The sequence below is a fragment of the Polyangium spumosum genome, from assembly GCF_009649845.1.
Lineage (GTDB): Bacteria > Myxococcota_A > Polyangia > Polyangiales > Polyangiaceae > Polyangium > Polyangium spumosum.
In genome coordinates, this window is the sequence record NZ_WJIE01000007.1 from 55,633 (window position 1) to 77,708 (window position 22,076).

The 22,076-nt window shown below is 70.4% G+C and carries 13 protein-coding genes; 4 read left to right on the forward strand and 9 right to left on the reverse strand.

The window, feature by feature from the left end:
* Window positions 1-51 precede the first annotated feature (51 nt).
* Window positions 52-1,575, forward strand: coding sequence for a DUF2330 domain-containing protein (locus GF068_RS24480; protein ID WP_153821879.1), 1,524 nt, complete (start codon window positions 52-54; stop codon window positions 1,573-1,575).
* Here GF068_RS24480 and GF068_RS24485 read toward each other — a convergent pair whose 3' ends face one another.
* Together GF068_RS24485 and GF068_RS24490 are read right to left on the reverse strand one after the other, a co-directional pair.
* Window positions 1,576-2,217 carry a hypothetical protein gene (locus GF068_RS24485; RefSeq protein ID WP_153821880.1) on the reverse strand — a complete coding sequence of 214 codons (642 nt, stop codon included), beginning with the start codon at window positions 2,215-2,217 and terminating at the stop codon, window positions 1,576-1,578.
* A 57-nt stretch (window positions 2,218-2,274) separates the two neighbouring features.
* Window positions 2,275-4,071: a phospholipase D-like domain-containing protein gene (locus GF068_RS24490; RefSeq protein WP_153821881.1), complete on the reverse strand. Its 1,797-nt coding sequence runs from the start codon at window positions 4,069-4,071 to the stop codon at window positions 2,275-2,277.
* Between the two features lie 165 nt (window positions 4,072-4,236).
* On the opposite strand from GF068_RS24490, the gene GF068_RS24495 reads away from it, so the two are divergent.
* Window positions 4,237-5,535: an EAL domain-containing protein gene (locus tag GF068_RS24495; protein WP_170319647.1), complete on the forward strand. Its 1,299-nt coding sequence runs from the start codon at window positions 4,237-4,239 to the stop codon at window positions 5,533-5,535.
* 265 nt (window positions 5,536-5,800) lie between these two features.
* On the opposite strand, the gene GF068_RS24500 is transcribed toward GF068_RS24495, so the two are convergent.
* Both GF068_RS24500 and GF068_RS24505 read right to left on the reverse strand, forming a co-directional pair.
* Complete coding sequence (locus GF068_RS24500; RefSeq protein ID WP_153821883.1) at window positions 5,801-9,610, reverse strand: UvrD-helicase domain-containing protein; 3,810 nt, start codon at window positions 9,608-9,610, stop codon at window positions 5,801-5,803.
* The gene (locus GF068_RS24505) at window positions 9,607-12,534 is read right to left on the reverse strand and encodes a PD-(D/E)XK nuclease family protein (protein ID WP_153821884.1); all 2,928 of its coding nucleotides are present in this window, start codon (window positions 12,532-12,534) and stop codon (window positions 9,607-9,609) included. The genes GF068_RS24500 and GF068_RS24505 overlap by 4 nt, the downstream gene beginning before the upstream one ends.
* Window positions 12,535-12,813: 279 nt before the next feature.
* Between GF068_RS24505 and GF068_RS24510 the strand changes: the two genes are divergently transcribed.
* Window positions 12,814-14,160 (forward strand): P-loop NTPase fold protein, encoded by a 1,347-nt coding sequence (locus GF068_RS24510; RefSeq protein WP_153821885.1) that lies wholly within the window; start codon window positions 12,814-12,816, stop codon window positions 14,158-14,160.
* Window positions 14,157-15,659 (forward strand): hypothetical protein, encoded by a 1,503-nt coding sequence (locus GF068_RS24515; RefSeq protein WP_153821886.1) that lies wholly within the window; start codon window positions 14,157-14,159, stop codon window positions 15,657-15,659. Before GF068_RS24510 ends, GF068_RS24515 begins: the two co-directional genes overlap by 4 nt.
* Before the next feature lie 24 nt (window positions 15,660-15,683).
* Here the strand turns inward: GF068_RS24515 and GF068_RS24520 are convergent, their stop codons facing one another.
* From GF068_RS24520 to GF068_RS24540, 5 genes are all read right to left on the reverse strand, one after another.
* On the reverse strand, window positions 15,684-17,894 hold the full coding sequence (locus GF068_RS24520) for a hypothetical protein (protein WP_170319648.1): 2,211 nt from the start codon (window positions 17,892-17,894) through the stop codon (window positions 15,684-15,686).
* Window positions 17,895-18,459: 565 nt separating this feature from the next.
* Window positions 18,460-18,720 (reverse strand): hypothetical protein, encoded by a 261-nt coding sequence (locus GF068_RS24525; protein ID WP_153821888.1) that lies wholly within the window; start codon window positions 18,718-18,720, stop codon window positions 18,460-18,462.
* 130 nt (window positions 18,721-18,850) lie between these two features.
* Window positions 18,851-19,303, reverse strand: a complete 453-nt coding sequence (locus GF068_RS24530; RefSeq protein WP_153821889.1) for a hypothetical protein — start codon at window positions 19,301-19,303, stop codon at window positions 18,851-18,853.
* Window positions 19,300-20,790: a cyclic nucleotide-binding domain-containing protein gene (locus GF068_RS24535; protein WP_153821890.1), complete on the reverse strand. Its 1,491-nt coding sequence runs from the start codon at window positions 20,788-20,790 to the stop codon at window positions 19,300-19,302. Before GF068_RS24535 ends, GF068_RS24530 begins: the two co-directional genes overlap by 4 nt.
* Complete coding sequence (locus tag GF068_RS24540) at window positions 20,780-22,024, reverse strand: oxygenase MpaB family protein (protein ID WP_153821891.1); 1,245 nt, start codon at window positions 22,022-22,024, stop codon at window positions 20,780-20,782. Before GF068_RS24540 ends, GF068_RS24535 begins: the two co-directional genes overlap by 11 nt.
* Window positions 22,025-22,076 lie beyond the last annotated feature (52 nt).

Consider the following 22,076-nt stretch of genomic DNA (forward strand, 5'->3'; position numbering starts at 1 on the left):
TCTAGGATGGCCCTCGCGCCGCGCCTCTTCCCGGCGTGATTGGAGACCTTCATGAAGACGTCCTTGCTCGCGCCCCTCCTGCTCTCGGCGCCGCTCGCGCTCCTGTGCGGCACGCCGAGTGATGCCCACGCGTGCGGCGGATGTGTCGTCCCGCCGATGACGAACACCATCGTGAACGCGCACCGGATGGCGCTCTCGGTCTCGCCGAAGCAGACGGTGCTCTGGGATCAGATTCGATACGACGGCGACCCGGAGAGCTTTGGCTGGCTCCTGCCCGTGAAGCCGGGCGCGGTCATCGAGCTCTCGACGGACGCCTGGTTCGAGACGCTCGACGCGGCGACGTCGACGACGGTGTTCGCGCCGCCGCTCAATTGCAACAGCGGACCGGATTTCGATTGCGGATGCGCGATGTCCGACGCCGCGGGGGTCGGGGGCGAGCTCGGGGGCAACGGCGGGGTGACGGTCGTGCACCGCGGCACCGTGGGCCCGTTCCAGACCGTGACGCTCTCCACGCAGACGCCGGGCGTGCTCGACGATTGGCTCACGAACGCGGGATACGTGATCCCCGAGGATTCGGCGCCGGTCATCGACGCCTACGTCGCGGAGGGCTTCGATTTCATCGCGCTCCGGCTGCAGCCGGGCCAGGGCGTGCAGGACATGAAGCCCGTCCGCGTGGTGCAGCCCGGCATCAGCCCGACCTTGCCGCTGCGCATGGTCGCCGTCGGCACGGGCGCGAACGTGGACATCACGCTCTTCCTGATCACCGAGGGGCGGTGGGCCGCGAAGAACTTCGAGAATGCGCTCGTCCCGACGGACCTCGTGTCGTGGGATTTCGCGACGAACAGCTCGAACTACGCCACGCTGCGCGAGAAGGTGCTCGCCGGCAGCGGCGGCGCCACGTGGCTCACGACGTTCGCCAAGCCGAGGGCGCTGCTCGCGCCGATCCGGGGCGCGGTGCGGGGGAACGTGCCCATCACGCTCGAGACCGACGAGTTCGGTTTCCCCCTGCGCACCGCCGACAACATCGCGGCGGGGTACATCGGGCAAGGCGTGCTCAACGAGGAGACGACCGACGCCGTTTGCGTGGCCGCATTCACGCAGTTCGCGAGCGACACGCGGATGGTGTCGGACCCGTGCCCGGCGGGCAAACCGTCGAACGATCCGTCCTGCGGCGAGGTGGCCGCGGGGGAGATCGACGCGCGGGTCTTCGAATGCGGCGCGGCCGACACGATCACCGAGACGACGATGGACGACGTCGCCACCGCGCTCACGGGCCTGCACCCGGCCGACGTGTGGCTCACGCGGCTCGAGGCGAAGCTGCCGCGCGCGGCGCTGGCGAACGACCTCGAGCTCGAGCCGGCGGAGCATCAGGTCGAGGTCGAGCACGAGATCCGGGCGCGCTCGTCGACGAACGTGGAGTCGATCTGCCCCTCCGGCGTGGTGCTCTTGCCGGGCAGCAAGGGCTCGGATCAGGATCGCGGGACGCGGCTCGTCCTCGTCACGACCCTCGGCGCGGGCCTCCTCGCCTTCGCGCGCAGGCGGCTCCGCGGCGTGCGTTCTCCGCTGCCCGCCTGATCACTCCACCGAATACATACAATAATCCACCGAGCAGCCCTCGGTGACGCAGGCGATCATGTTCCGCCGGTTCTTGCCGTTCACCGACGACACGAGCGCCTGGCAATCCTTCATGGCGAGCCTGCCGCCGCACGCCTTGACGACCTGCGCGCACGCCGATTGCGTCGAGGGCTCGATACACGCCGCGCGCACGGCGGACATCGCGCACTGGTTCGCCGCCTGGAACGAGCAGATCGACTGCTTGCCGCTCTTCGCCAGCAGGCAATCCACCATCTTCTCGGCCACGCGTGGCCTGAGCCCGTGCGCGAGCGTGCTGCACATGTCGCGTGTATCCGTGAAGCTCTCGCATTGTGGCCCCGGCGCGCGCAGGGTATTGCACCCCGTCGGCGCGACGCCGTCGTCGTCACACGTGACGAGATCCTCGAATCCCGTGGGCGTCGTGCCGTCGAGCGACGCGATGACGGCGCTCGGCTCGTCCGCGGACGCGTGGGATTCACCGGACGCCGCTTGGCCCTCCTCGGGCAACGTGACGACCGGCGCCGCGACGACGGGATCTCCGCCCGCGGGCTGCGCGGCGCCGCCGCACGCGCCGGAGGAAAGGGTCGCGGTGAGAAGGAGGAACCGGGAGCGGTCGATCTGCATGGCAACGAGAGAACATCGGAGCCGGGCGCGGCCGTCAAGGGCCAGGTGCGAGCCCGCTCAGAAGACGCCGCGGTCGAAGATCAACACGCGGCGGGGGCGCGGGGCGAAGGGGACGAGGTACGGGTGCGGCTCGCCCTCCGGCGGGCCCTCCGCGTTCCGCGCGGCGTGCTCGCGGAAGACCTCGACGTCCCGCTCGATGCTGTGGCCGAGGCGCGGATCCTTCGCGAGGTAATCGCGGAACAGGCCGAGACGGACGGTCGCGGCGAAGGCCGGATCGACGACGGCGACGTTGCACTCGCCCTCGTATTCGAAGCCGCGGTCGTTCACGTTGCAGCTCCCCACCATGACGAAGACGTCGTCGACGATGAGGAGCTTGCCGTGGTGATCGACCTCCTGCACGCGCCGCTTGCCGCGGCCGTCGCGGCCCGCGCAGCGGAGCGAATAGAGCTCGAAATGGGGGATCACCTCGCGGATCCGCTCGAAGCCGGCGTGGCAGAAGGCGCCGGCGAAGGGGTGGTTCGCCTGCGCCTCGCTCGTGATGACCAGGACCGAGAGGCGCGGGTTTCCACGGGCCGCCTCGGCGATGGCCTCGCTCACGTAGGTGGAGCGGAAGTACTGGTCCTCGATGTAAATGAGGCGGCGGGCGGCGGCGACGGCGCGCAGGTACACGTCGAGGATCCCGCGCTCGGTATGGGGCGCGGGCATGGTGCGCACGACCTGCACGGCCGATCGTCCCGGCGCCTCGGGCAGCACGGCGGGCTCGGGCGGGGGCACGTACGTCGCGCGCTCGGCGTGCGGGGCGCCGCGCTCGAGGAGCCGATTCCACCGCTCGCGGAAGTTCTCCTCGAGGTGCGCCACGCTCGGCCCCTCGATACGCGCCATGAAATCGTGGCGCGGCGGGTGATCCGCGGCGGCGAGCCCGTCCTTGACGCGGGCGCGGAACACGCTCGGGCGCGAGAATCGACAGCGGCAGGGGTCGAAGAGGTGGTGGCTCCGCGTATCCCAGTCGTTCTGGCGCATGTTCATGCCGCCGCAGAACCCGACGCGGCCGTCGACGACCACGGTCTTCTGGTGCATCGAGCCGATCTGCACCTCGCCGAGCAGGCGGTTCGGCAAGGAATGGCGCTCGTCGAAGAGGGGCCGCTCGGTCGGGTTCTCCTCGGAGAGCACCTCGAATCCGTCGCCCTCTTCCATCGCGACGCGCCGCGCCTCGCCCGGGATGGGCAAGAGCGGCGGGTCCCAGAGCAGGAGCTGCACGAGCACGGACGCCTTCGCGCGTGACTCGAGGATACGCTGGATGGTGTGGGCCTCGCGCTCCGCGGGCTCCGCGAGCGGATCGGGGCGCAAGAGCTCGAGCTCGGGCTCGTAGACCCACGTGGTGACGCGGATCGAGCGCTTCGCCTGCATGAGCGCCTCGGCCACCGCGCGCCAGCCGTCCTCGCCGTCGACGAGCATGTCCACGCGATTGCCGAGGGTCGGAGGAGCTCCAATAGGGGAAAACCACACGTAATCGAGGACGACATGGACGACGCTCCGGCCCTCCTCGCAAGAGGCGCGCGTGACGCGGGACCTCGCGCCTTCGAGGCCGCTCATCGCCGCGACGACGTCCCCGCATTTGCCCGGCGTGACGAAGATCGTGGTGCGCAGCGGCCGGAGCTCGAACGGAGAGGCCCCGGGCTCGACGATGAGCTCGTAATCGCCGCGGCGCGGCAAGAGGACGCGGCTCCGCCCCGGCGCGATCTCCTGCCCCACCACGGCCCCGCGTGGGCCGAGCAGACGCACGGATGCACCCTGGACAGGCGTGCTGTGAGGCGTCGTGACCAGCACTTCGAGCTCGGCCCGCTGCCGCGCCATAGGCCCTCCCCTACAGAGCGCCGTAGAGCCAACCGAGCGGACTCGAAAGCGTGCATACGCGAGCAACACCACCGAAAGACTGCGTACGTACGTTCGCAAGAAACGGGATTGCTACCGTCCCGAAAAAAACCGGTAGTATGCGGAGAGCGGAGGAATGACCTACCGATGAAGGCAGGTGAGCGCAGCGCAGAGGCGTCGGCGACGGCGAGGGAGGAGACCCTCGGCACGATCCCGCCAGGCTCGGGCGCCGTCGCGACGGCCGCGACGTGGCTCGACGAGCTGCTCGAGAGTGAACACCTGCACGTGGCTTTCCAGCCGATCGTCGATCTCGGCACGGGTGAGGTCATGGGCCGCGAGGTGCTCGGGCGCCTCGGGCCGGGCGCGTCCGAGGCGCACGCGCGCGGGGTCTCGGGGCCGCAGGCGCTCCTGGAGATGGCGCACTCGCACGGCAAGCTCGTGGCCGTCGATCGGCGCTTCCGCGAGATCGGGATCGAGACACTCGCGCGCGTGGGATCCGAAGGGGTGTTTTTCCTGAACGTCGATCCCCGGGTGATCGACGACCCGGCGTTCTCCGCGGGTTTTACGCGCAGGTTGCTCGAGGAGCACGGGGTCGCGCCGACGCGGATCGTCCTCGAGCTGACGGAGTCGGGGGCGGTGCTCGACAGCGACAGGCTGGAGCGGATCGTCCGGCACTACGCGAGCCAGGGGTTCCGCATCGCGCTCGACGACGTGGGCGCGGGGTACGCGTCGTTGACGGCGCTCGTGCGGGTGCGGCCGCATTTCTTGAAGCTCGACAAGGCCATCGTGCGGCACCTCTCGGGGGATCCGCTGCGCGCGCACCTCGTGCGATCGCTGGCGGATTTCGGGCGGCGCGCGGGGATCCAGGTGATCGCGGAGGGCATCGAGGACGAACACGATCTCTGCGCGTTGCTCGCGTGTGGCGTGGAGCTCGGTCAGGGCTACCTGCTCGCGCGGCCGGCGCCGGAGCTCGCGCCCTTGCCGACGAACGTGCGGGATCTCGTGCGCCGCGCGGCGAGGCAGGCGGAGGGGGACGGTCGGTCGAACCCGCCGCCGCGTACGATCGGCGCCCTGCGGGGCTCGCATGCGTCCGTGTTGCCCTTGACGAGCGCGGGGGAGGTGGCGTCGGTGCTGCGACGGTCGCCGGTGCACGCCGCGTTGCCCGTGGTGGACAGCGACGGTCACGTGCTCGGGCTCGCCACGCGCGAGCGGCTGCTCGACGAGCTCGCGCACACGCGCCGCGGAGGCTCGCCGATCGTGGCGCTCATGGATCCACACCCGCTGCGCGTGGACGAGGCGACGAGCCTGCCGGTGGCGCTGCGGCTGGCGACGTCGCGGGACGAACATCGCGTGTACGATCCGGTGATCGTGGAGCACCACGGGCGGTACCTCGGGACGGTGACGGTGCAGGTGCTGATGCAGGCGATCGCGGACGGGGAGTTCTAGCCGCACCGGCTGCAAGGCCCGTCGTGGTGCACCGGGACCCGCGTGCACGCGGTGCAAAGGGGTCTTGGAGTGTCACGAGACCCCTTTGCACGCGATGCAGACGGGTCTTGGAGTGTCACGAGACCCCTTTGCACGCGGTGCAGACGGGTCTTGGAGTGTCATGAGACCCCTTTGCACGCGGTGCAGACGGGTCTTGGAGTGTCATGAGACCCCTTTGCACGCGGTGCAGACGGGTCTTGGAGCGCGCCGGACGCACATTTTCCCGTCAGAGCGTGCTCTCGGGCCCGTAACAGGCCCCCACGAAGCCACAATGCAGCTTGCGGCAACGATCCAGCGGGACGGCGTCGAACCGGTCGGCCCAGCGGGCCTCGGCGAAGCGCTCGCCGAGGGTCTTTAGCTCGCCCGCGAAGCGGTCGTGCTCCGCGTTCGTGATGGTCCCGTCCTCGCCTTCGGCCGCGAGCCAGACGGGCTCGGGGTTCGCGCCCGCGAGGAAAACGACGCCGGCGCGGATGCGCCGCTCGGGCTCGCGGCGGTGCATGCTGAGCGCGTAGGCGTGGAGCTGGAAGGCGTAGACGGAGAGGTCGGAGCGCGGGCGGGAGAGCTTGTAGTCGATGACGTCGACCGTGCCGTCGGGCCGGAAGACGACGAAGTCGACGGCGCCACGCAGGCCGAGGGCGCGCGGGGAGCCGTCGGGCGCGGCGGAGAGGTCGACCGTCAGGACGAACGGCTCTTCGCGGAGCATACGCAGGCCCTGATCGCGGATCGATCGGGTGAAGGGGCCGTCGAGGAAACACGCGATGCCCTCGGCGATACGCGCCGCCTCGGGCACCTCGGGGCGCAGGCCGGCGAGCGCGAGACGGCGGCGGACGTCGGCGACGTCGACGGGGCGGCCGAAGGCCTCACGCGGCCAGCGCTCGAGCACGCCGTGCGCCGCGAGGCCACGGATGCGCGGGTCGAGGTCGGCTTCCGTGTCGATCTCCACGGCCTCCGTTGCGGGGTCGCCGGGCAGCTCGACGTAACCCGTGCTGATCGGCTCGTCGAAGCCCATGAGCTGGCGCAGGCGGAAGCGGCGCGCGCAGCCCTGGAAGAGCGAGAGCGGGGTCGTGGCGATCGAGATCGTGCGGGTCGGCGGGCGCTCGGGCCAAGGCGGCGCAGGGCCGGTCGGCGAGAGGGCGCCGCTGCGCGCCTCGCGTGGCTGCGCGTGCGGATCGGCGAGCAACACGGAGGCCTGCTCGCGGCGGGTGATCGCGTCCTTGATCGCGGGCTTCGTGAGGCCGTCTTTCAGGGCCTCGAACGCCGATCCTCCCTTCGCGCGCTTGCGGCTGCCTTCGGGAGGATCCGGCACGCCGATCATGACGAGCGCGCGCTTCGGCCGGGTGATCGCGACGTAGGTGAGGCGCTGTCGCTCGGCGAGCTCACGCGCGCGGGCGAGCTCGTCCGCCTTGGCTTGTGCTTCGGTGCGCAGCGCGTCGAGCACGGGCCGCTCGCCTCGCTCGAGCCGCGCGAGCATGGTGTCGGAGAGCGGATCCGGTCGTGAGGCGTGGTGGCGCAGGATCAACGTGGGCCGCGGGCCGCCGAGGGAGGCGATCTGCAGGCCGGAGGGCCGCGGGGAGACGCCGGCGTCGAGGTCGAGGACGATCACCACGGGGAAGTCGAGGCCCTTGCTCGCGTGGATCGTCATGAGGCGGACGGCGTCTTCTTCCTCGGCGAAGGTGGCCTCGTCGCGCTCGTCGGAGTCGTCACGCATGCGGCGATCGAGCCAGCGCACGAAGCCCGGGAGCGAGCCGCCGCGGCGACGCGCCACGCCGAGCAGGCGATCGACGTGGCCGATGCGCATCTCGGGCCGAGGCATGGCGGCGAAGACGCGGTCGAGGTCGAAGGCCGCGACGGCCGCGCGGATCGCCTCGCCGGGGTGCAGGCGCAAGGCCGCGCGGCGGAGCTCGACGAAGCGGCGGACGAAGTCCTCGAGGCGCGTGCGATCCGCGGGGCCGAGTTTTTCCCACGCGGGCAAGGCGGGCAGCAGGCGGAGCGCGTCCGAGCGTTCGAGGGGGAGAGACAGACCTGTTTTCGGCGCGCCGAGCCACGCGAGCGCGGCGTCGGACAGACCCACGGCGGGCCCACGCAGGACGGTGGCGAGCGCGAGGCGGTCGCGGCGATCGACGAGCAGCCGGAGCACGGCGGCGACGTCGCGGACCTCGGAGGTGTCGAAGAGCGCGCGGCCCGCGACGACGTGCGGGATGTCGATACGCGCGAGGGCGAGCTCGAGGAGCGGGAGCGTCTTCCGACGTCGCGCGAGGATGGCGATGTCGCGGAACGAGCCCTCGCCGCTGCGCACGTAACGAGCGGTGAAGGCCGCAGCGACGAAGGCCTCGCGCATGGATCGGGTGGCGCCGCGGACGACGGGCTCGGCGTCGGCCGGAGAAGCGCCGTCGTCGTCGACGAGCACGACCTCCCCCGCGCCCTGGGCTTCGGCGACGGGCATGAGGTGATCGGCGGGGCCGTAGACGACCTCGAAGTCACGTGGATGTGTATCTCCGGGGGCGTGAAAATCGTGGGCGGAGAAGGCGTTGACGAAGTCGAGGATCTTGCCGCCGCTGCGGCGGCTCTCGCGGAGGGCGACGAGGTCGGCGCGGGCGTCGCTCGCGCAGATCTCGGGGGCGAGGGCGAGGGCCTCGCGGGCGAGGGGGCCGCAGAGCTCACCCGTGATACGCGAGAAGACGGCGACGTCGGCGCCGCGGAAGCCGTAGATGGATTGCTTGCGATCGCCGACGAGGAAGAGGCCGTGCCCGATGAGGCCCTCGGCGTCCGGGGTGCGTCCGATCGGGCGTCCGCTGTCCTCGCGCTCGCGCAAGAGGTAGACGATGTCGCGCTGGGCGCGGCTCGTGTCCTGGAACTCGTCGACGAGGAGCGCGTCGATGGAGGCGCGGACCTGCGCGGCGATCTCGGGGCGATCACGCAGGCCGTCGCGGGCCATGCGGAGCATGTCGCCGAAGCTGAGCAAGCCTTCCTTGCGGCGGAGGGCGCCGAGGCGCGCGCGCGCATCCTCGAGCAACGCGACGATGCCACGCTCGCGCGCGGAGAGCGCGGGGGCCTCGCGCAGGATGGCGAGCAGGCCGGCGCCACGTTCGGCGCTGTTGTCGCCGGGCAGCTCCTCGCGGAAGGCGGCGAACTCCTTGTCGGCGTCGCTCGTCTTGCCACGCATGGCGACGGCGAAGAGCTCGCGGAGCGGCTCCTCGGCGGCGGCGGGGAAGAGCTCGCCGGGGCCGCCCTGCGCGAGGGCACGCGCGAGGTCCTGGGCCGCGTCCTTCGTGCGTGACCCGCCCGCGACGCAGGTGGCGACGACGGCGTCGAGCGAGGCGCGCAAGGAGCGCGCGCCGCGCTCGTGTTCGGCGAGCAGGAGCTCCGAGGGCAAGAGGCCCTCCTCGTCGAGGCGGTCGCAGAGGCTCGCGATCTGCTTGCGCGCGCCCCACACGCCGTTCGCGGCGGCGATGAGCGAACGCGCCGCCTCGGCCTGCGCGCCGCCGGCCGAGAGCGCGGCCGAGAGCGCCTCGTCGACCGCGAGATCCGCGAGGGCCTGCGCCTCGTCCTCCTCGACGACGCGCGCCTGCGGATCCACGCCGAGCGCGAGCGCGTGTGTCCGGACGATCTGCTGCGCGAGGCCGTGCAGCGTGTCGATGCGGGCGCCCGCAGCGCGACCGAGCGCATCCGCGGCGCGACGCTTGATCTCGGGGATGCTCGGCGGATCGGCGATGACGGCCCGGCGCGCCGCGATGATGGCCGCGAGCTTGGGCTCCGGCCCCTCCTGGTCCCAGGCGGCAATTTCTGCGAGCGCCGCCTGCACACGCGCCGCGATCTCCTGCGCCGCGGCGCGCGAGAAGGTGGTCGCGACGATCCGCTCGGGTGGGATCGGCTCGGCAGGTCTGTCGCCATCCGTTCGCCCCATCGAGGTGAGGCCAAGCGTGAGCAGGACGTAGAGCGCCGTGAGCCGGTACGTCTTTCCGGTGCCCGCGCTCGCGGCCACGACGATGTTGCGGCGGAAGGCGTAGAGGAGGGCGTCTTCGGGCGGCAGCGTCATCCTCCGCCCTCCTCGTCCGCCTCGCCGGGCACGACGGCCGGCCTGCGGCACACGTCCCGCGCGTCACAGCGATCGCAGAGATCCCCCTTCACGGGCCGCGGCTCGATGTGCCCGTCCCAGAGCGAGAGCACCACCCTGCGCGCCGTTCGTTCGGCGTCGAGGCGCTTGTCCGCGATGGCGCGCCGGTCCGGCTCCTTCGCGGGCTTCGCGCTGATCTCGCCCCGCTTGTCCGCGCCGATGTAGAGCGCCTGCACCTCCTCGGCCCCCGTCGCGCGCGCCACGGCCGCGGCGTAAAGCGGGAGCTGCAGGTGCAGCGTCCCTTGCTCGCTCTTGCTCGGGATCTGCCCCGTCTTGTAGTCGACGACGCGCGCGGCGCTTTTGCCGCCGTCCCCTCGATCCACACGGTCGATCTTGCCCTCGACGAAGACCGACGCCGAAGGCGCCGGCGCGCCCTCGCCTTCCCCCGGCATCGGCGCGATCGGCAGCGCGTCCCACGGCGCGGCCACCGACGGGCCGAACGGTTGTTCGGCGAGCGCAAACGAGAACCCTTGCTCGTCGAGGCCGTGCGCGACGAACCCGAGCGCGACGTCGACGGCCCCGATCAGGAGCTCCCGCCGCAGCGGCGCCGCCTCCTTGTCCGCGCCGACCGCGCGCATCGCCGCCTCGCGCGCCGCTTCGAGCGCCTTGCGCCGGTTCGCCCGCCCGCCCGCCTCCCACGCGGCCTGGAACGCCGCCGCCGTCGCCGCGTGCACCTGCGTGCCACGCTCGCGTGGATCGGCCGCCTCGAGCGCGTCCTCCTGCCGACGCGTGCGCCACACGCGCCGGGCAAACCCCGCGAACGCGCAACCCGCGGCCTTCTCGATGTGCGTCACCGCGATCGGCCGCGCGGGCATGTCCCCGCCGACACACGCGCGCAGGTGCGCGGCGAGCTCGGGATCGGTGAGCTCGATCCGCCCCGTGAAGGGCCCGGCGTCCGCGCGCGGATCCAGGAAGTACGCGAGGCGCGCCCGCTCGATCGAGACCCGATCCGCGATGAGCGGCGCCGGCGCCGAGCCCGCCGAGAGCAAGACGAGCTCCGCCCCGCGTGGATCGATCCGCGAGGCGGCCCGCGACACACGCGACGAGGGCTCGACACGCTCGGGTGTCTTCGCCCGCAAGGCGCGCGTCACGATCGCATGGGGCGCCGCCTCGTCGTCGGTCGTGCTGTACGAGACCACGACGCGACGCGCCCCGCCCATGGCCCAGGCGAGCTCGGCGCGCCGGATGCGATCACGCTCGCGCGCCGTGGGGGGACGCGCCGAGGCCGGCAGCGTCGACCAGAGCCGCTCGTCGATGAGCCCGCCGTCCGCCTCCGGCCCATACCCGCCCGGGCCGAGGCCCGTGACGATCAAGACCTCGTACCGGATCCCACACAGCTCGTTCGGGCGGGCGATCCGGACGGCGCTGGCGCGGCTGCCGCCGCCGTCGGAGCGGCCCTGTGACGCGGCGCGACGCACCTCGGCATACAGCTCCTCGACGCGGGCCGGCGCGTCCGCGAGGCCGAGCATGGCCGCCGCCTCGACGACGGCGCGTGTCGCGTCACGAATGGCGCGCACCGCCGCTTGCCCCTCGCCAATGGCGCGTAACGCGAGGGACCGGCCGCGCAGGGCCTCGACGCGTAACGCCGCGCCGAGCTCGCCCATCGAGGGCCGGCCGAGATCGAGCTTGTCGCAGAGCGCGCCGAACCTCGCCGCGATATCGGCGCGGGTCTGTCCTGCGGCGAGCAACGCGATACTCTCCAGCATTCGCGTGAGGGCCGCGGGCATCCAGGCCTCGTCCGTGTCGCCGGACGCTTCAATGACGGCGCGGAGATTGTCGACGAGCAGCGTGCCCGTCCGATCGACCTCGACGGGGACGTCGCGCAGCCTGTGGGCGAGTAATGCGGCCTTGGCCTCGGCGTCGCGCTCGTGGCGCTCGGAGACCCAGATGCCGGCGTGCAGGCCGGGGGCGCGGAGGATATCGATGACACGCTCGCGGGTGATGGGCCCGGACGCGAGCGCGAAGAGGCCAAGCGCGGCGCGGCCCTCGGGCGAAGCGTCGGGCGAGGGGCCGCGCGGCTCGTGAAAAGGAATCCGGGCGTCGGAGAGGGCGGCGCGTAGCGGATCGAGCGTGCCGTCGTCGAGCGCGGGGACGAGGATCGTAATGGATTCGGGCGGGACGCCGCTGCCGAGCGCGGTCAGGACCTCGGCCGCGACGGCCCGCGCCTCGCCCTCGGGGCCCGCGGCGCGCAAGACGAGGGCGGCGGCGCCGTCGCCGAGCGGGCTCCAATCGATCGAGGGGCCAAACGCGAGCTCGGACCAGCGTTTTTCGAGGACGGTGGCGACAGAGCCGACGGCCTCCTCGTCGAGGTCCGTCGGGTCGAACAGGGATTCCCCCGAGAAGAGCGGCATCTCGACGACGAGCCCACGCCCGCCGGCCTCGCGCGAGCGGGCATGCAAGGCCTCGAGCCAGGAGAGGTCGTCGGCCTCGAAGGAGAGCATGCCGGAGAGGGTGACGTCGTAGGCCGACATTTCCTGGAGGAGGGCGTCACAAGGGCCGCGGCGCAGGGCGCGGGAGAGGACGAACCCGGCACATCGCGGATCGACGAGGCTCTTTTGCGCGAGGATCTCGTCGGCGCGGCGCATGACCTCGGCGAGCAGGGCGGCCTGCGGGCCTTCGGCCTGGAAGAGGTGGTCCGGCCGAACACCGGCGCGGCGGAGGCGGCCGAGGGCGGCGTCGACGACGTCGGCGAACGCGACCCGCTCGGCGGGCGCGTCGGGCAGATCGACGCCGGCGATGGGGCCGGCTTCGAGGGCGACGCGGGAGACGAGGCGCGTCACGGCGTTCGAGGCGAGGCTACAATCCGGCTCGACCATGGCGAGCGCGCCTTGCACGAAGGCACGCAAGGTCCTCGCGCCACGCGCGGCTTGGCCCGGCGCGGCAAGGGCAATCTCGACGTGGCGATCGGTCGGCGCGAGAAACAGGGGGCGCCTTTTTGGCAGGGGGGGGATCGGGCGGCAAGAGGTTTCCCACGGGGGCGTCGGGCGGGTGAAACGGGGGACGAGGGCGGAGGGTTTGCCAGGGTCGGGGGTGGGGAGCGTCTGGTTTCCCGGCGCACCTCCGGGCGTCGTCGGCGGTGACGCGGCTGTTGGCAGGTGCACGGCGACTCGACTACAAGGGTCTGCATGCAGGACGCTCCGATCGATCTGCGGAGGCTTCAGCACTTCATCAAGCAGTGCGACCCGAATCAGCCGCTGGAGCCCGGGGATCCGCGGTACGTGGATTTCGACGCGGGCCAGCCGGTGCGCGGGTCGAGCGGCGCGAGGTGCATCGACCAGATCGAGCGGACCATCGTGTTCAACGAGCCCACGTCGCCGGTATGCCTGCTCTTCACGGGCTTCCCGGGCTCCGGCAAGACCACGGAGCTGCGCCGGCTGCAGAGGCGCCTGGAGGAGAACAAGCTCACGCCGTTCCACGTCGTGATGGTCGACTTTCAGGACTATCGCACGGAGCCGACGCCGCTCTCGATCCTGGAGACGTTGCGTGTCCTCGCCTTCGAGCTCGATCGCGCGGCGACACGCGCGGAGGGCCGCGACCCCGACGCGGAGCCGGGGTATCTGAAGCGGTTTTACGATTTCCTGAAGACGACGCAGATCGATTTGAAGGGGCTCGGCTTCGCGCAGCTCGGGGCGACGCTGATGTTCGAGGCGAAGGGGAATCACTCGTTTCGCAAGCAGCTCGAGGACGCCCTGGCGTCACGATTCCAGGTCTTCGTGCAGGACGCGCAGGAGGCGATGGCGGAGGCCGTGGTCCGGCTGCGCCGCGCGACCCACGCGCAGCAGATCGTGGTCCTCGTCGACGGGCTGGAGAAGGTGACGCCGCTGCGGGAGGAGGACCGGGAGATGCTGGAGGCGAGCGCCGAGACGGTCTTCGTCGAGCACGCGGCGCGGCTGCGATTGCCTTGCCACGTGGTCTACACGTTCCCGCTCTGGCTCCGCTTCCGGCACACCCAGCTCGACAGCTTTTATCATCGCCCCGCGCAGATCTTGCCGATGGTCAAGGTCGCGGATCCGGACGGCGTCACGTATGCGCCGGGTTATACGAAGCTGACGGACCTCGTGGGCAAGCGGCTCGATGTGGACGTGGTCTTCGGCCAGGATCGTCGAGAGACGCTCGACCGTCTGATCGCCGCGTCCGGCGGCTTCACGCGGGATCTCTTGCGGATGGTGCGCGAGGTGCTCTGGAGCGCGAACACGTTCCCGGTCGACGCGGAGACGATCCGGCAGATCATCGCCCGGACGGCCGAGGGGTATGTGATGGCGATCCGGGACAGCCACGCCGACCTGCTCGCCGAGATCGCCCAGACCCACAAATTGCCGCGGGGCGACGACGGGCGCGTCGCCCTCTTCGGGCGCCTGCTCCAGCTTTATCTCGTGCTCGCCTACCGCAATGGCGAGCCCTGGTTCGACGTGCACCCGCTCGTGCGCGGCGCGCCGATCATGCAGGAGCGGCTCGCGGGGAAGAAGGCTTGAGCCACGAGCCTCCCGCTGCGCTGCCCTCGTGGGCGGAGCCGTACCTCGACGAATTCGCGGGGATCCTGCGCGTCGTCGAGCTCTCGGGGGGTTTCGTGCTCCTGCCGGTGGAGGTGCCGGGGCCGGACCTCGCGCGCGCGCTCGCGGAGTGGCTCGAATCGAAGGGGCATGTGGCGCTCGTGTTCGCGCCGCAGGACGACGAGGAATGGCGGTATCTCTCGACCCGGCTGCTCGAAGCGAAGCCCGAGGAGGGCGGCGTCTGCGTGGTGATCGCGGGGGGTGATCTATCGACGAAGGGCGTGTCGCTCGCGTTTCGGCTGGTGAACGAGCGGCGGGACGCGATCTCGAAGCGGATCGGTTGTCCCTTGTTATGGTGCGGGACGGCGGAGTTCTTGCTGGAGACGGCGCAGTGGGCGCCCGATTTCTGGTCGGTGCGGGCGGTGGAGCGGAGGCTCCGGCTGCGGGAGAGGGAGGAGAAGCCGCGGGAGGAGGCGGCGGCCCCGTCGTCGAGGGCCGATCTGCTGGAGGAGGCGCGGCGGCAGGGGGATCGAAAGAGCATATCGACGCTGACCGTCGGCCAGATCCGTCCGATGCTGTCGGCGGGCGAGCTCGCGGAGGCGGAGGCGCTGCTCGCGGGGACGCCCGCGGCCATGGCGGAGAAGGACCCCGAGGACTGGGGCGAGATCGAGCTCTTGCGGGCGGAGGTCGCGCGGAGGCGGGGGCAGCTCGATCAATCCGAGGCGATGCTGCAGCAGATCCTCGCGGCGCCCGGCCTGCCGAAGTTGATTGCGTGCCGCGCGCACTTGCTCCTCGGGCGGGTGCGAGACACGGGGGACGACGCCGATTCCCAGGCAGCGGCCGTGCAGTATCAAACCGCGAAGGAGCTGGCGCAGGCGATACGCGCGCCGGCGCTCGAGCGCCTGGCCTCCTATCGTCACGTGTGGCGCTCGCCGCGTCACGTCCTCGAGCTCTGGGGCGCGTCTCGGACCACCAGCGTCGACGACCGCCCGGTCCAGGCTCTGCTCATGGCGATCGTGGCCGCGGCGATGGCGAGCTCCCACGACATCCAGCAGGCCAGGCGATTGCTGGCAGAAGCGTCCGCATTGGCAGAGCGCTCGAAGGACGATCCCACCATTCTTTTTGGCGGAGAGGTCGAGGAGGAGCTGCAAAAGGCGCGGGAGGTGATCACGCGGCTCGAGGCCAAGCCCGAGCCCAAGAAGGTGGCGATCACCCCGACGCCCGCGGTCCCGCAGGTCGAAGCCACGACGACGAGCAAGAGCGGCCGAGGGTGGTGGATCGCAGCCGTGGCGCTGGCCCTGGTCCTGGTAGGAAGCTGGGCCCTGTGGAGGTATTACGACGCGGTCGACGAGGTGCAGTTCTGCTTCACCGACGGAGCGCTGATCCACTGCACGCGTAGCCTCGGCGCCTGCGAAGAGCTCCGCGCGAAGATCGGCCCCTCCGCCGGGCCATGTCAACCCGTGACGACGACCTTCCCCTGAGCTTTTTGGGGTTTTCCCCGCCGCTCAGTCGCACGTCGTGTTGGTGATATACACCGGCCGGTTGGTGGAGCTGTCGCCGATGAAGAGGTTACAATCCACCAGGTAGAGCTTCGAGCCGGCGGTCGAGTTGATGGCCGTGCTGCCGACCTTCAGCGTGCCGTTCGAGAAGGACGCCGTCGTGCCCGTCACGCTCGACTGCCAGCGGGTGCTGCCCGTGGTCTTGTCGACGATCTGCAGGCGGCCGCTGCTGTTCAGGATGAGCTTGGCCTTGCCGGTCTCGAGGATCGTTTGGCTCGAGGTGGTCTTGGTGAGGCTGAAGCTCGAGGTGTTCCTGACCGCGTATTTGCAATCGTCGCTGTTGCACGCACCCGAGGCCCACAGGATGTCGCCCGAGGCGGTCGTGATCCGGAGCTGGTTGCGCATCAATTGCAATTCGCCGGCCACGCCCAGGTTCGTCTTCGAGGACCAGAGCGCGTTGTACTCGTCATCGTAGATGACGAGGTTGCCGTCCTCCTGGTTGCACAGATACTTCCCCGAGCCGCCGGTATTCGTCTGCCACACGGTGCTCCCGCTGCTGCTGTACAGGGCGAGGTTGCCCGTGAAGTCCCAGGTGAGCCTGTAGTCGTACCCAGCCCCGATGTAGTCGCCGTTCTTCAGGAGGTTCATGGCGCCCGGGAAGGCGGGGATGCAGAACGGGCCGCCGCCGTATTGAAACTCGTAGGCGTCGAAGGGCGTGATGTAGCCGTTGCTGTGGCGGTTCCAGTCCGTCTCGCTGTTCCATACCGAGACGCCGTCCGCGTCGACCAGGTGCACGACCTCGCCGATGAGGACCATGGCCGTCGCCTTGCTCCCGCCCATCGCCGTCGTCGTCTCGGTGCTCCAGACATACTGGCCGCCGGAGGTGATCTTCAGGTTGCCGTCGCTCTGGAAGGAGAGCGTGTCGGCATTGCTGGCGTGCGTGCCCGACGCCCAGATGACCTTGCCGTTCGTGGCGTAGAGGACGAGGTTGCCGTCGGACTGCCATTTGAAGGTCGCGGCGTCGTTCTTGAGCAGCGTGGTCGCCGCCGAGGTGCTCCAGGACGTGTAGCCCGTCCGTCGATCGAAGGTGCCCGTCGTCGAGACCGTCTCCGTGCAATCGGCGGAGCAGGTGTCGATCTCGCCGAGGGCGCACGTCCCATTGCCGCAATACTCGAAGTCGCCGCCCGCGGCCTTCTCGAAGGCATCGATGGTCTCGTAGACGAGCTCCCCGAGCTTGTCGTCGCGGTAGTTCATCCTGACGTTCTGGTGCGCGATCCGGGCGGTCGCCTCCTTCTGGTTGTCCTTCGTCGAGCTGTGATTGCCGCCGGACCGGTACGTACAGCGCCAGTACTCGTAGGTATGACAGGTCGTCCCCGAGGAGCTCGTGGGGTCGCTGTAACACCACTTCGAATCCACGTCGTTGTAGAACCCATTGTCGATGAGGAACACGAAGCAATCCGATTTGCAGCACTTGTTCCCGGATGAGTCGGAGTCGTGGTACACGGAGCCGAACGCGCTGTCGACCTCGTCCGACCAGTCGTCGAGGAAGAGCGCGACTTCGTCGGCCTCGCTCTCGATTCTGTTCGTCCGGAAGCTCGCGAGATCACTCGCGTCGAGCAGGTATTCCCCGGAGCCCGCCGCCACGCCCAGCGCATTCTTGGCGACCTCGATGTTGTACATCTCGACCAGCATCGCGTGGCGGATCGCCGCGAGGACCCGGTAGCCCTGGGCTCCGTCGAGGCCGTAGGCGATGAGGACATCCATCACGTCCTCGGCGTCGTCGTGGATGCTCTCGGCCCAGTCGTAGGATTGCTGGAGCGCGCTGATGCTCTGCGTCTGGTTGCGATAATACTCCGACGCGTCGCTGATGACGCCGTCCGATTTCGCCGCCAGCTCGGTCAGCGAATGCGCGTCGAGCTCCTCCGCCACGATGGCCTTGATGTTGGCGAGGTCCGAGCTCGAGAGCGAATAGCTGCTCGTCTCCCCTCCGAGGACACAAAGGCCAAAGTTGTCGGTCGAGCCGGAGGCCAGGCAGCCGATCGCATTCTTCACGAAGAGCGAGGCGACGCTGGAGACAAAGCTCGCCGAGGCTTCGCGCTCGGCCACGAGGCTCGTGCCAGCCAGGGCGCCGGCCACGGCGAGAGGGAGAAAGGCCGTGCGCATCGAGCGGCCGAATCCACGACGAAGGAGGCGAAGCTCATCGTTATTCGTTTGCATGGGCGTGGGTAGAGCATCGGCCGTGCCAGCTCTGCGAAGGCGGCGCGAGGAGGGAAAGCCCGCTGCAAAGAAGGCGATTTCGCGCCGTGCACCGGCGGGCGCCGCGCGCGAGGAGGGGGGATTGGAGGTTCGAGCCGCCATCGATGGAGGCGCGGACCTCCAACGTGCCGGACCCACCGCCGGACCGTGCCAAGAGGTGACTCTCACCTCCCCGTGAGACCCGTCGACGCCTGCGGCGAGCTGCTCGGACCAGCGAGGCGGCGCCGTCGGCCGCTGCCACGAGCTGCTCGGACGCGCGGCACGACGCGGTCGACCGCTCCCACGAGCTGCTCGGACACGCCCGATGGTGCCGTCGACCGCTCCCGCGAGCGACTCCGACTCGCCCGATGGCGTCGTCGACCGCTGCCGCGAGCGACTCCGACTCGCCTGATGGCGCGGTCGACCGTTGCCACGAGCTGCTCGCCCTCGCTTGAAGGGGCGACGCACGGTGATTTGGTTTACATTTGAAGAACGATCCGCTCCGGCGGCGGCGCCATGGAGGCCCGTCCGTCCTCGCGCTGGGCTTTCAGGACACGTCGTCGAACAACGCGGACGCGGACGAGACGAGCACGGCGCTGCGGTGCCACCGGTCGAGCGTGGACAGGTCCTTCGTCGCCAGCACGCGCCGGCGAACCTCGTCCGGGACGGCGAGCCCGCGCGTCTCGAGCACGTCGAGCACCGCCTTGGCCTTCGCCTCGATCGCACCCTCCTCCCGGCCCTCCTCCCGGCCCTGCTGGAAGTACTTGCGGGCAAAGTCGCTCTGGTACTCGTAGTTGCGAATCGTCATGGACTCCTCCAGCGCACGTCGGACCGCCTGGCTCAGCGCAGAGAATACCAGGTCTACATAAAGCGCGCTCCGCTCGGCGTCGAGACCCGCGCTCGCCCGGTCAAGAAAAACGTTTGGCCCGATGGAACCCCTACGTCCGCACCTCGATCCGCTCCGGCTCCATCGTCACCCCCAGGTACGCCAGCGCCTCGCTCGGGTCCGTGAACACCCCCATCGCACGCTCGTCCGTGCGCACCTGACGCGTCACCTGCAGGATCCCCACCGCCGTCTGCACCAGCGTCGCGATCTTCTGGAACTCTCGCAAGAAGTGCTTCCGCAATCGACCGAACTCCGCCTCGAACTCGGGGTCGTTCCGCGGCGGCGCCGGGCGCGCGTCGATGAGGATCATCGTCCGCGGACGCGAGACGTACCCGAGCGCGCTCTCCATCTCGACGAACGTCTCCCGCATCGCGTCGATGCTCGGATAAGGCTCGCTCGTACGCGTCGCGATCACGAGCTTCCGCGTCACGTCGTGCCGCAGCACCATGTACGGGTTGCGGAAGACCTCCTTCGGCCCCACTCGGCTCGAAGGGACGATCGTCATGTCGACGCAGCCTCCTCCCGCGTGCACGTCACCACGTGCAGCGATGCGCCGCTCACCGGCTTCACGTCCACCGCCCGGCCAAACCGCGTCCGCATGACGAGCGCGCGGATCGCAGGCGGATCCCGCGGCACGATGCTCCACTCGAGCAGGTGCTCCATCATCGGCAAGTCCGTGAGGTCCGGCGAGAGCGAAGCCCACACCGCCGCCCCGCCCGGCGCGAGGCGCCCCCAGATCCAGTCGAGCAGCGCGACCGCGTCGTCGTCCGAGAGGTAGTCGAAGAAGCTGAACGCATACACGAGGTGCTGCGGCGCGAGGAAGATCTCCGAGCCCGAACCCGAGAGGCTCAATGGCTCGGCGCAGAGGAAGGTCATCGACGCGGCGTGCCCCGCCTCCGAGGCCTGGTGGTTGCCACGGCGGAGCGCGTCCGGATCCGGGTCGATACACGTCGCCGCGAGGACCCCCTCGCCCGCCTCGTCCATCGCGTCGAGAAGCTCGTCGCCCCCGCCGCTCCCGATGCTCGTCACGAGGAACTTGCCGCCCTCGCCAAACTCGCCCGCCCGACGCACGATCTCGGCCACCATCACCCGGCGACCCTCGCGCCGCGCCTGGCAGACAGGCCGATCGAGGAACCACCGATCAACGAGCGGGCCAATGAGGCCGTCCCCCTCGGCGTCCGCGTCGGCGATCGCGCGGCGCGTCTCGTCGTCCTCGGCCACACCACAAGGTTTGTCGTAGATGCGCGCGATCGTCGCGCTCGACATGAGGAGCGAGAAGCAGTTGCGGAACACGAAGCTGCCCACGCCCTCACGCAAGCGGCTGATGTCCCGGAAGGTGAGGAGGTCGTCGACGCTGATCGCGAGCAGCGCCTTCTCCGTCGTGTGCTCCTCGAGCAGCGAGACCACACGATCACACGAGGACGCGACCACGCGCGCCGCCGCGTCCGGCGTGGTCCGGCGCTGCGCGAGCGACTCCTCGATACGCGTGACCTCCCGCGAGACGCCCGCGAGGCCGTCGATGAGGCTCGAAGGGACGTGCCGCGCCGAGAGCTGGCCATAACGCGCCTTGTGCGAGCGCTGGCCGCGGAGCTTGGTCAGGCTGCCGGAGAGGGCGCGCACGCGGCGGGACAAACTCACCGCGAGCGAGCGGTAGAAGCGCGCCGCGAGGTCGGGGTGCGCGCTGAGCAAGGCCTCGAGGTCGGCGTTGTCGATGCGGTTGAGGACGGCGTCCCCCTCGGCGACGACGGTGGCGCTCGCGCTGCGCCGCTCGAGGAAGCCGATCTCGCCGAGGACCTGGCCCGGGCCGAAGTAGCCGACGGTCACGCCGCCCGCGCGCACCGAGATGAAGCCCTCTTGCACGAGGAAGATGGCCTCGGGGCTCTGGCCCTCACGGACGACGATCTCGCCGCGCACGACGTGCCGCCTCTGGCTCGAGCGGAGCAGGAGGTCGATGTCCTGGTCCCCAAGAAAACTCAGCTTGTCACGGAGCATGCGTCGGACCTCCCTGATCCCCCACCGTCGCCTTGCGGAAATCGAACGCCGCCGGGATGCCGGCGAGGCCGTTCTCGATGACCCTCTCCCACGCCTCGAGCCCGAACCGATAGAGCGCGTCGCGGCTCTCGGGCACGTGGCGCGAGGCGCCGCCCATCGCCAGGTTCATCGCCCGGAGCAGCGGCGCGACGTGGCGCCACGGCGTGCGCGGATACGCGAGCGCGTCGGCGAGCTCTTCACCCACGAGGTGCCGCGACAGTCCAAAGAGCAGGTCCACGAGCCGCTGCGCCACCACCCGCTGCGCCGGGGTCTTCGCGAGCTCGAGCGGCGCCTCCATGAGCGCCTTGACGAGCGCGCGCGAGTCGTCGTCCGGCGGATCCATCACCGCGTGGATGAGCCGGATGAGGCGCAACCCCTCGGCCTCCGTCGCCGCGCAGATCTTCGAGTCGACCCCGCTGAGCAGGCCGCCGTAACGCCAGAGCTGCACGATGTCGTCACGCTCCTCCGGGAGGAACGCGAAGCCGAGCTTGGCGAGGCCCTCGATGAGCACGGACGAGAAGAGCACGTTCGTCCCGGCCATGTACGCCTGGTTCACGGGCATGCCCCAGCGCTCGAAGGGCCAGGACTTGCGCTGGAGCAAGAGCCTGCGCACCTGGGCGTGCATGAGCCGGACGCGGATCGTGATCTTGAAGCCCTCAGCGCCACGACGCAGGCCCCCCGGGCGGCAGGTCTCCACGAGGAAACGCGCGGTCTCGGTGAGCCTGCGGGAGGCGCGCTGGACGAGGCGACCCGAAGCCGTGAGGGGCTTGCTGCCATCCGGCGAGGCATACGAGAGCGGGAGCGAATAACAGGCGAGGACGACCGCGCCGAGCGGGCCCGTGCGTAACACGGCCCGGCCGCCACGGTCGAGTTTGTCCCAGTCGAGCCAGAGGGGGATCTCGTCGATCTGCCGGAAGAACTGCACGAACGCGCGCGGCGGACGGCGCACGGCCGCGATGCCCTCGTCGAGGGCCTGCGCGAGCATGCGGTTCGCCTGCGCGGGGCGGAGGTCGTTCAAGACCGCGACGAGCTCGTCGGCGGGCGGGTCGCCGCGCATGAGGAAGGGGCCAAAGGAGTCGACGGCCTCGCCGAAGCGGGCGCGGGCCACGTCTCGACCGACATACCAGGCGGGGACGCGTGGCACGACCGCGCCTTCGGGGATGTCGGGATGCAGCCTGGGGATGTCGGTGCTCATGGCCGCTTCACCACCCCGACTCCTACCACGCCCGGCCGACGCGACGAAAGCC

What these genes read in the sequence shown, in the direction of transcription:
- GF068_RS24480 (WP_153821879.1), top strand. Translation starts at nt 52, where the DNA reads ATGAAGACGTCCTTGCTCGCGCCCCTCCTGCTCTCGGCGCCGCTCGCG.
- GF068_RS24485 (WP_153821880.1), bottom strand. Translation starts at nt 2,217, where the DNA reads ATGCAGATCGACCGCTCCCGGTTCCTCCTTCTCACCGCGACCCTTTCC.
- GF068_RS24490 (WP_153821881.1), bottom strand. Translation starts at nt 4,071, where the DNA reads ATGGCGCGGCAGCGGGCCGAGCTCGAAGTGCTGGTCACGACGCCTCAC.
- GF068_RS24495 (WP_170319647.1), top strand. Translation starts at nt 4,237, where the DNA reads ATGAAGGCAGGTGAGCGCAGCGCAGAGGCGTCGGCGACGGCGAGGGAG.
- GF068_RS24500 (WP_153821883.1), bottom strand. Translation starts at nt 9,610, where the DNA reads ATGACGCTGCCGCCCGAAGACGCCCTCCTCTACGCCTTCCGCCGCAAC.
- GF068_RS24510 (WP_153821885.1), top strand. Translation starts at nt 12,814, where the DNA reads ATGCAGGACGCTCCGATCGATCTGCGGAGGCTTCAGCACTTCATCAAG.
- GF068_RS24520 (WP_170319648.1), bottom strand. Translation starts at nt 17,894, where the DNA reads ATGCAAACGAATAACGATGAGCTTCGCCTCCTTCGTCGTGGATTCGGC.
- GF068_RS24525 (WP_153821888.1), bottom strand. Translation starts at nt 18,720, where the DNA reads ATGACGATTCGCAACTACGAGTACCAGAGCGACTTTGCCCGCAAGTAC.
- GF068_RS24530 (WP_153821889.1), bottom strand. Translation starts at nt 19,303, where the DNA reads ATGACGATCGTCCCTTCGAGCCGAGTGGGGCCGAAGGAGGTCTTCCGC.
- GF068_RS24535 (WP_153821890.1), bottom strand. Translation starts at nt 20,790, where the DNA reads ATGCTCCGTGACAAGCTGAGTTTTCTTGGGGACCAGGACATCGACCTC.
- GF068_RS24540 (WP_153821891.1), bottom strand. Translation starts at nt 22,024, where the DNA reads ATGAGCACCGACATCCCCAGGCTGCATCCCGACATCCCCGAAGGCGCG.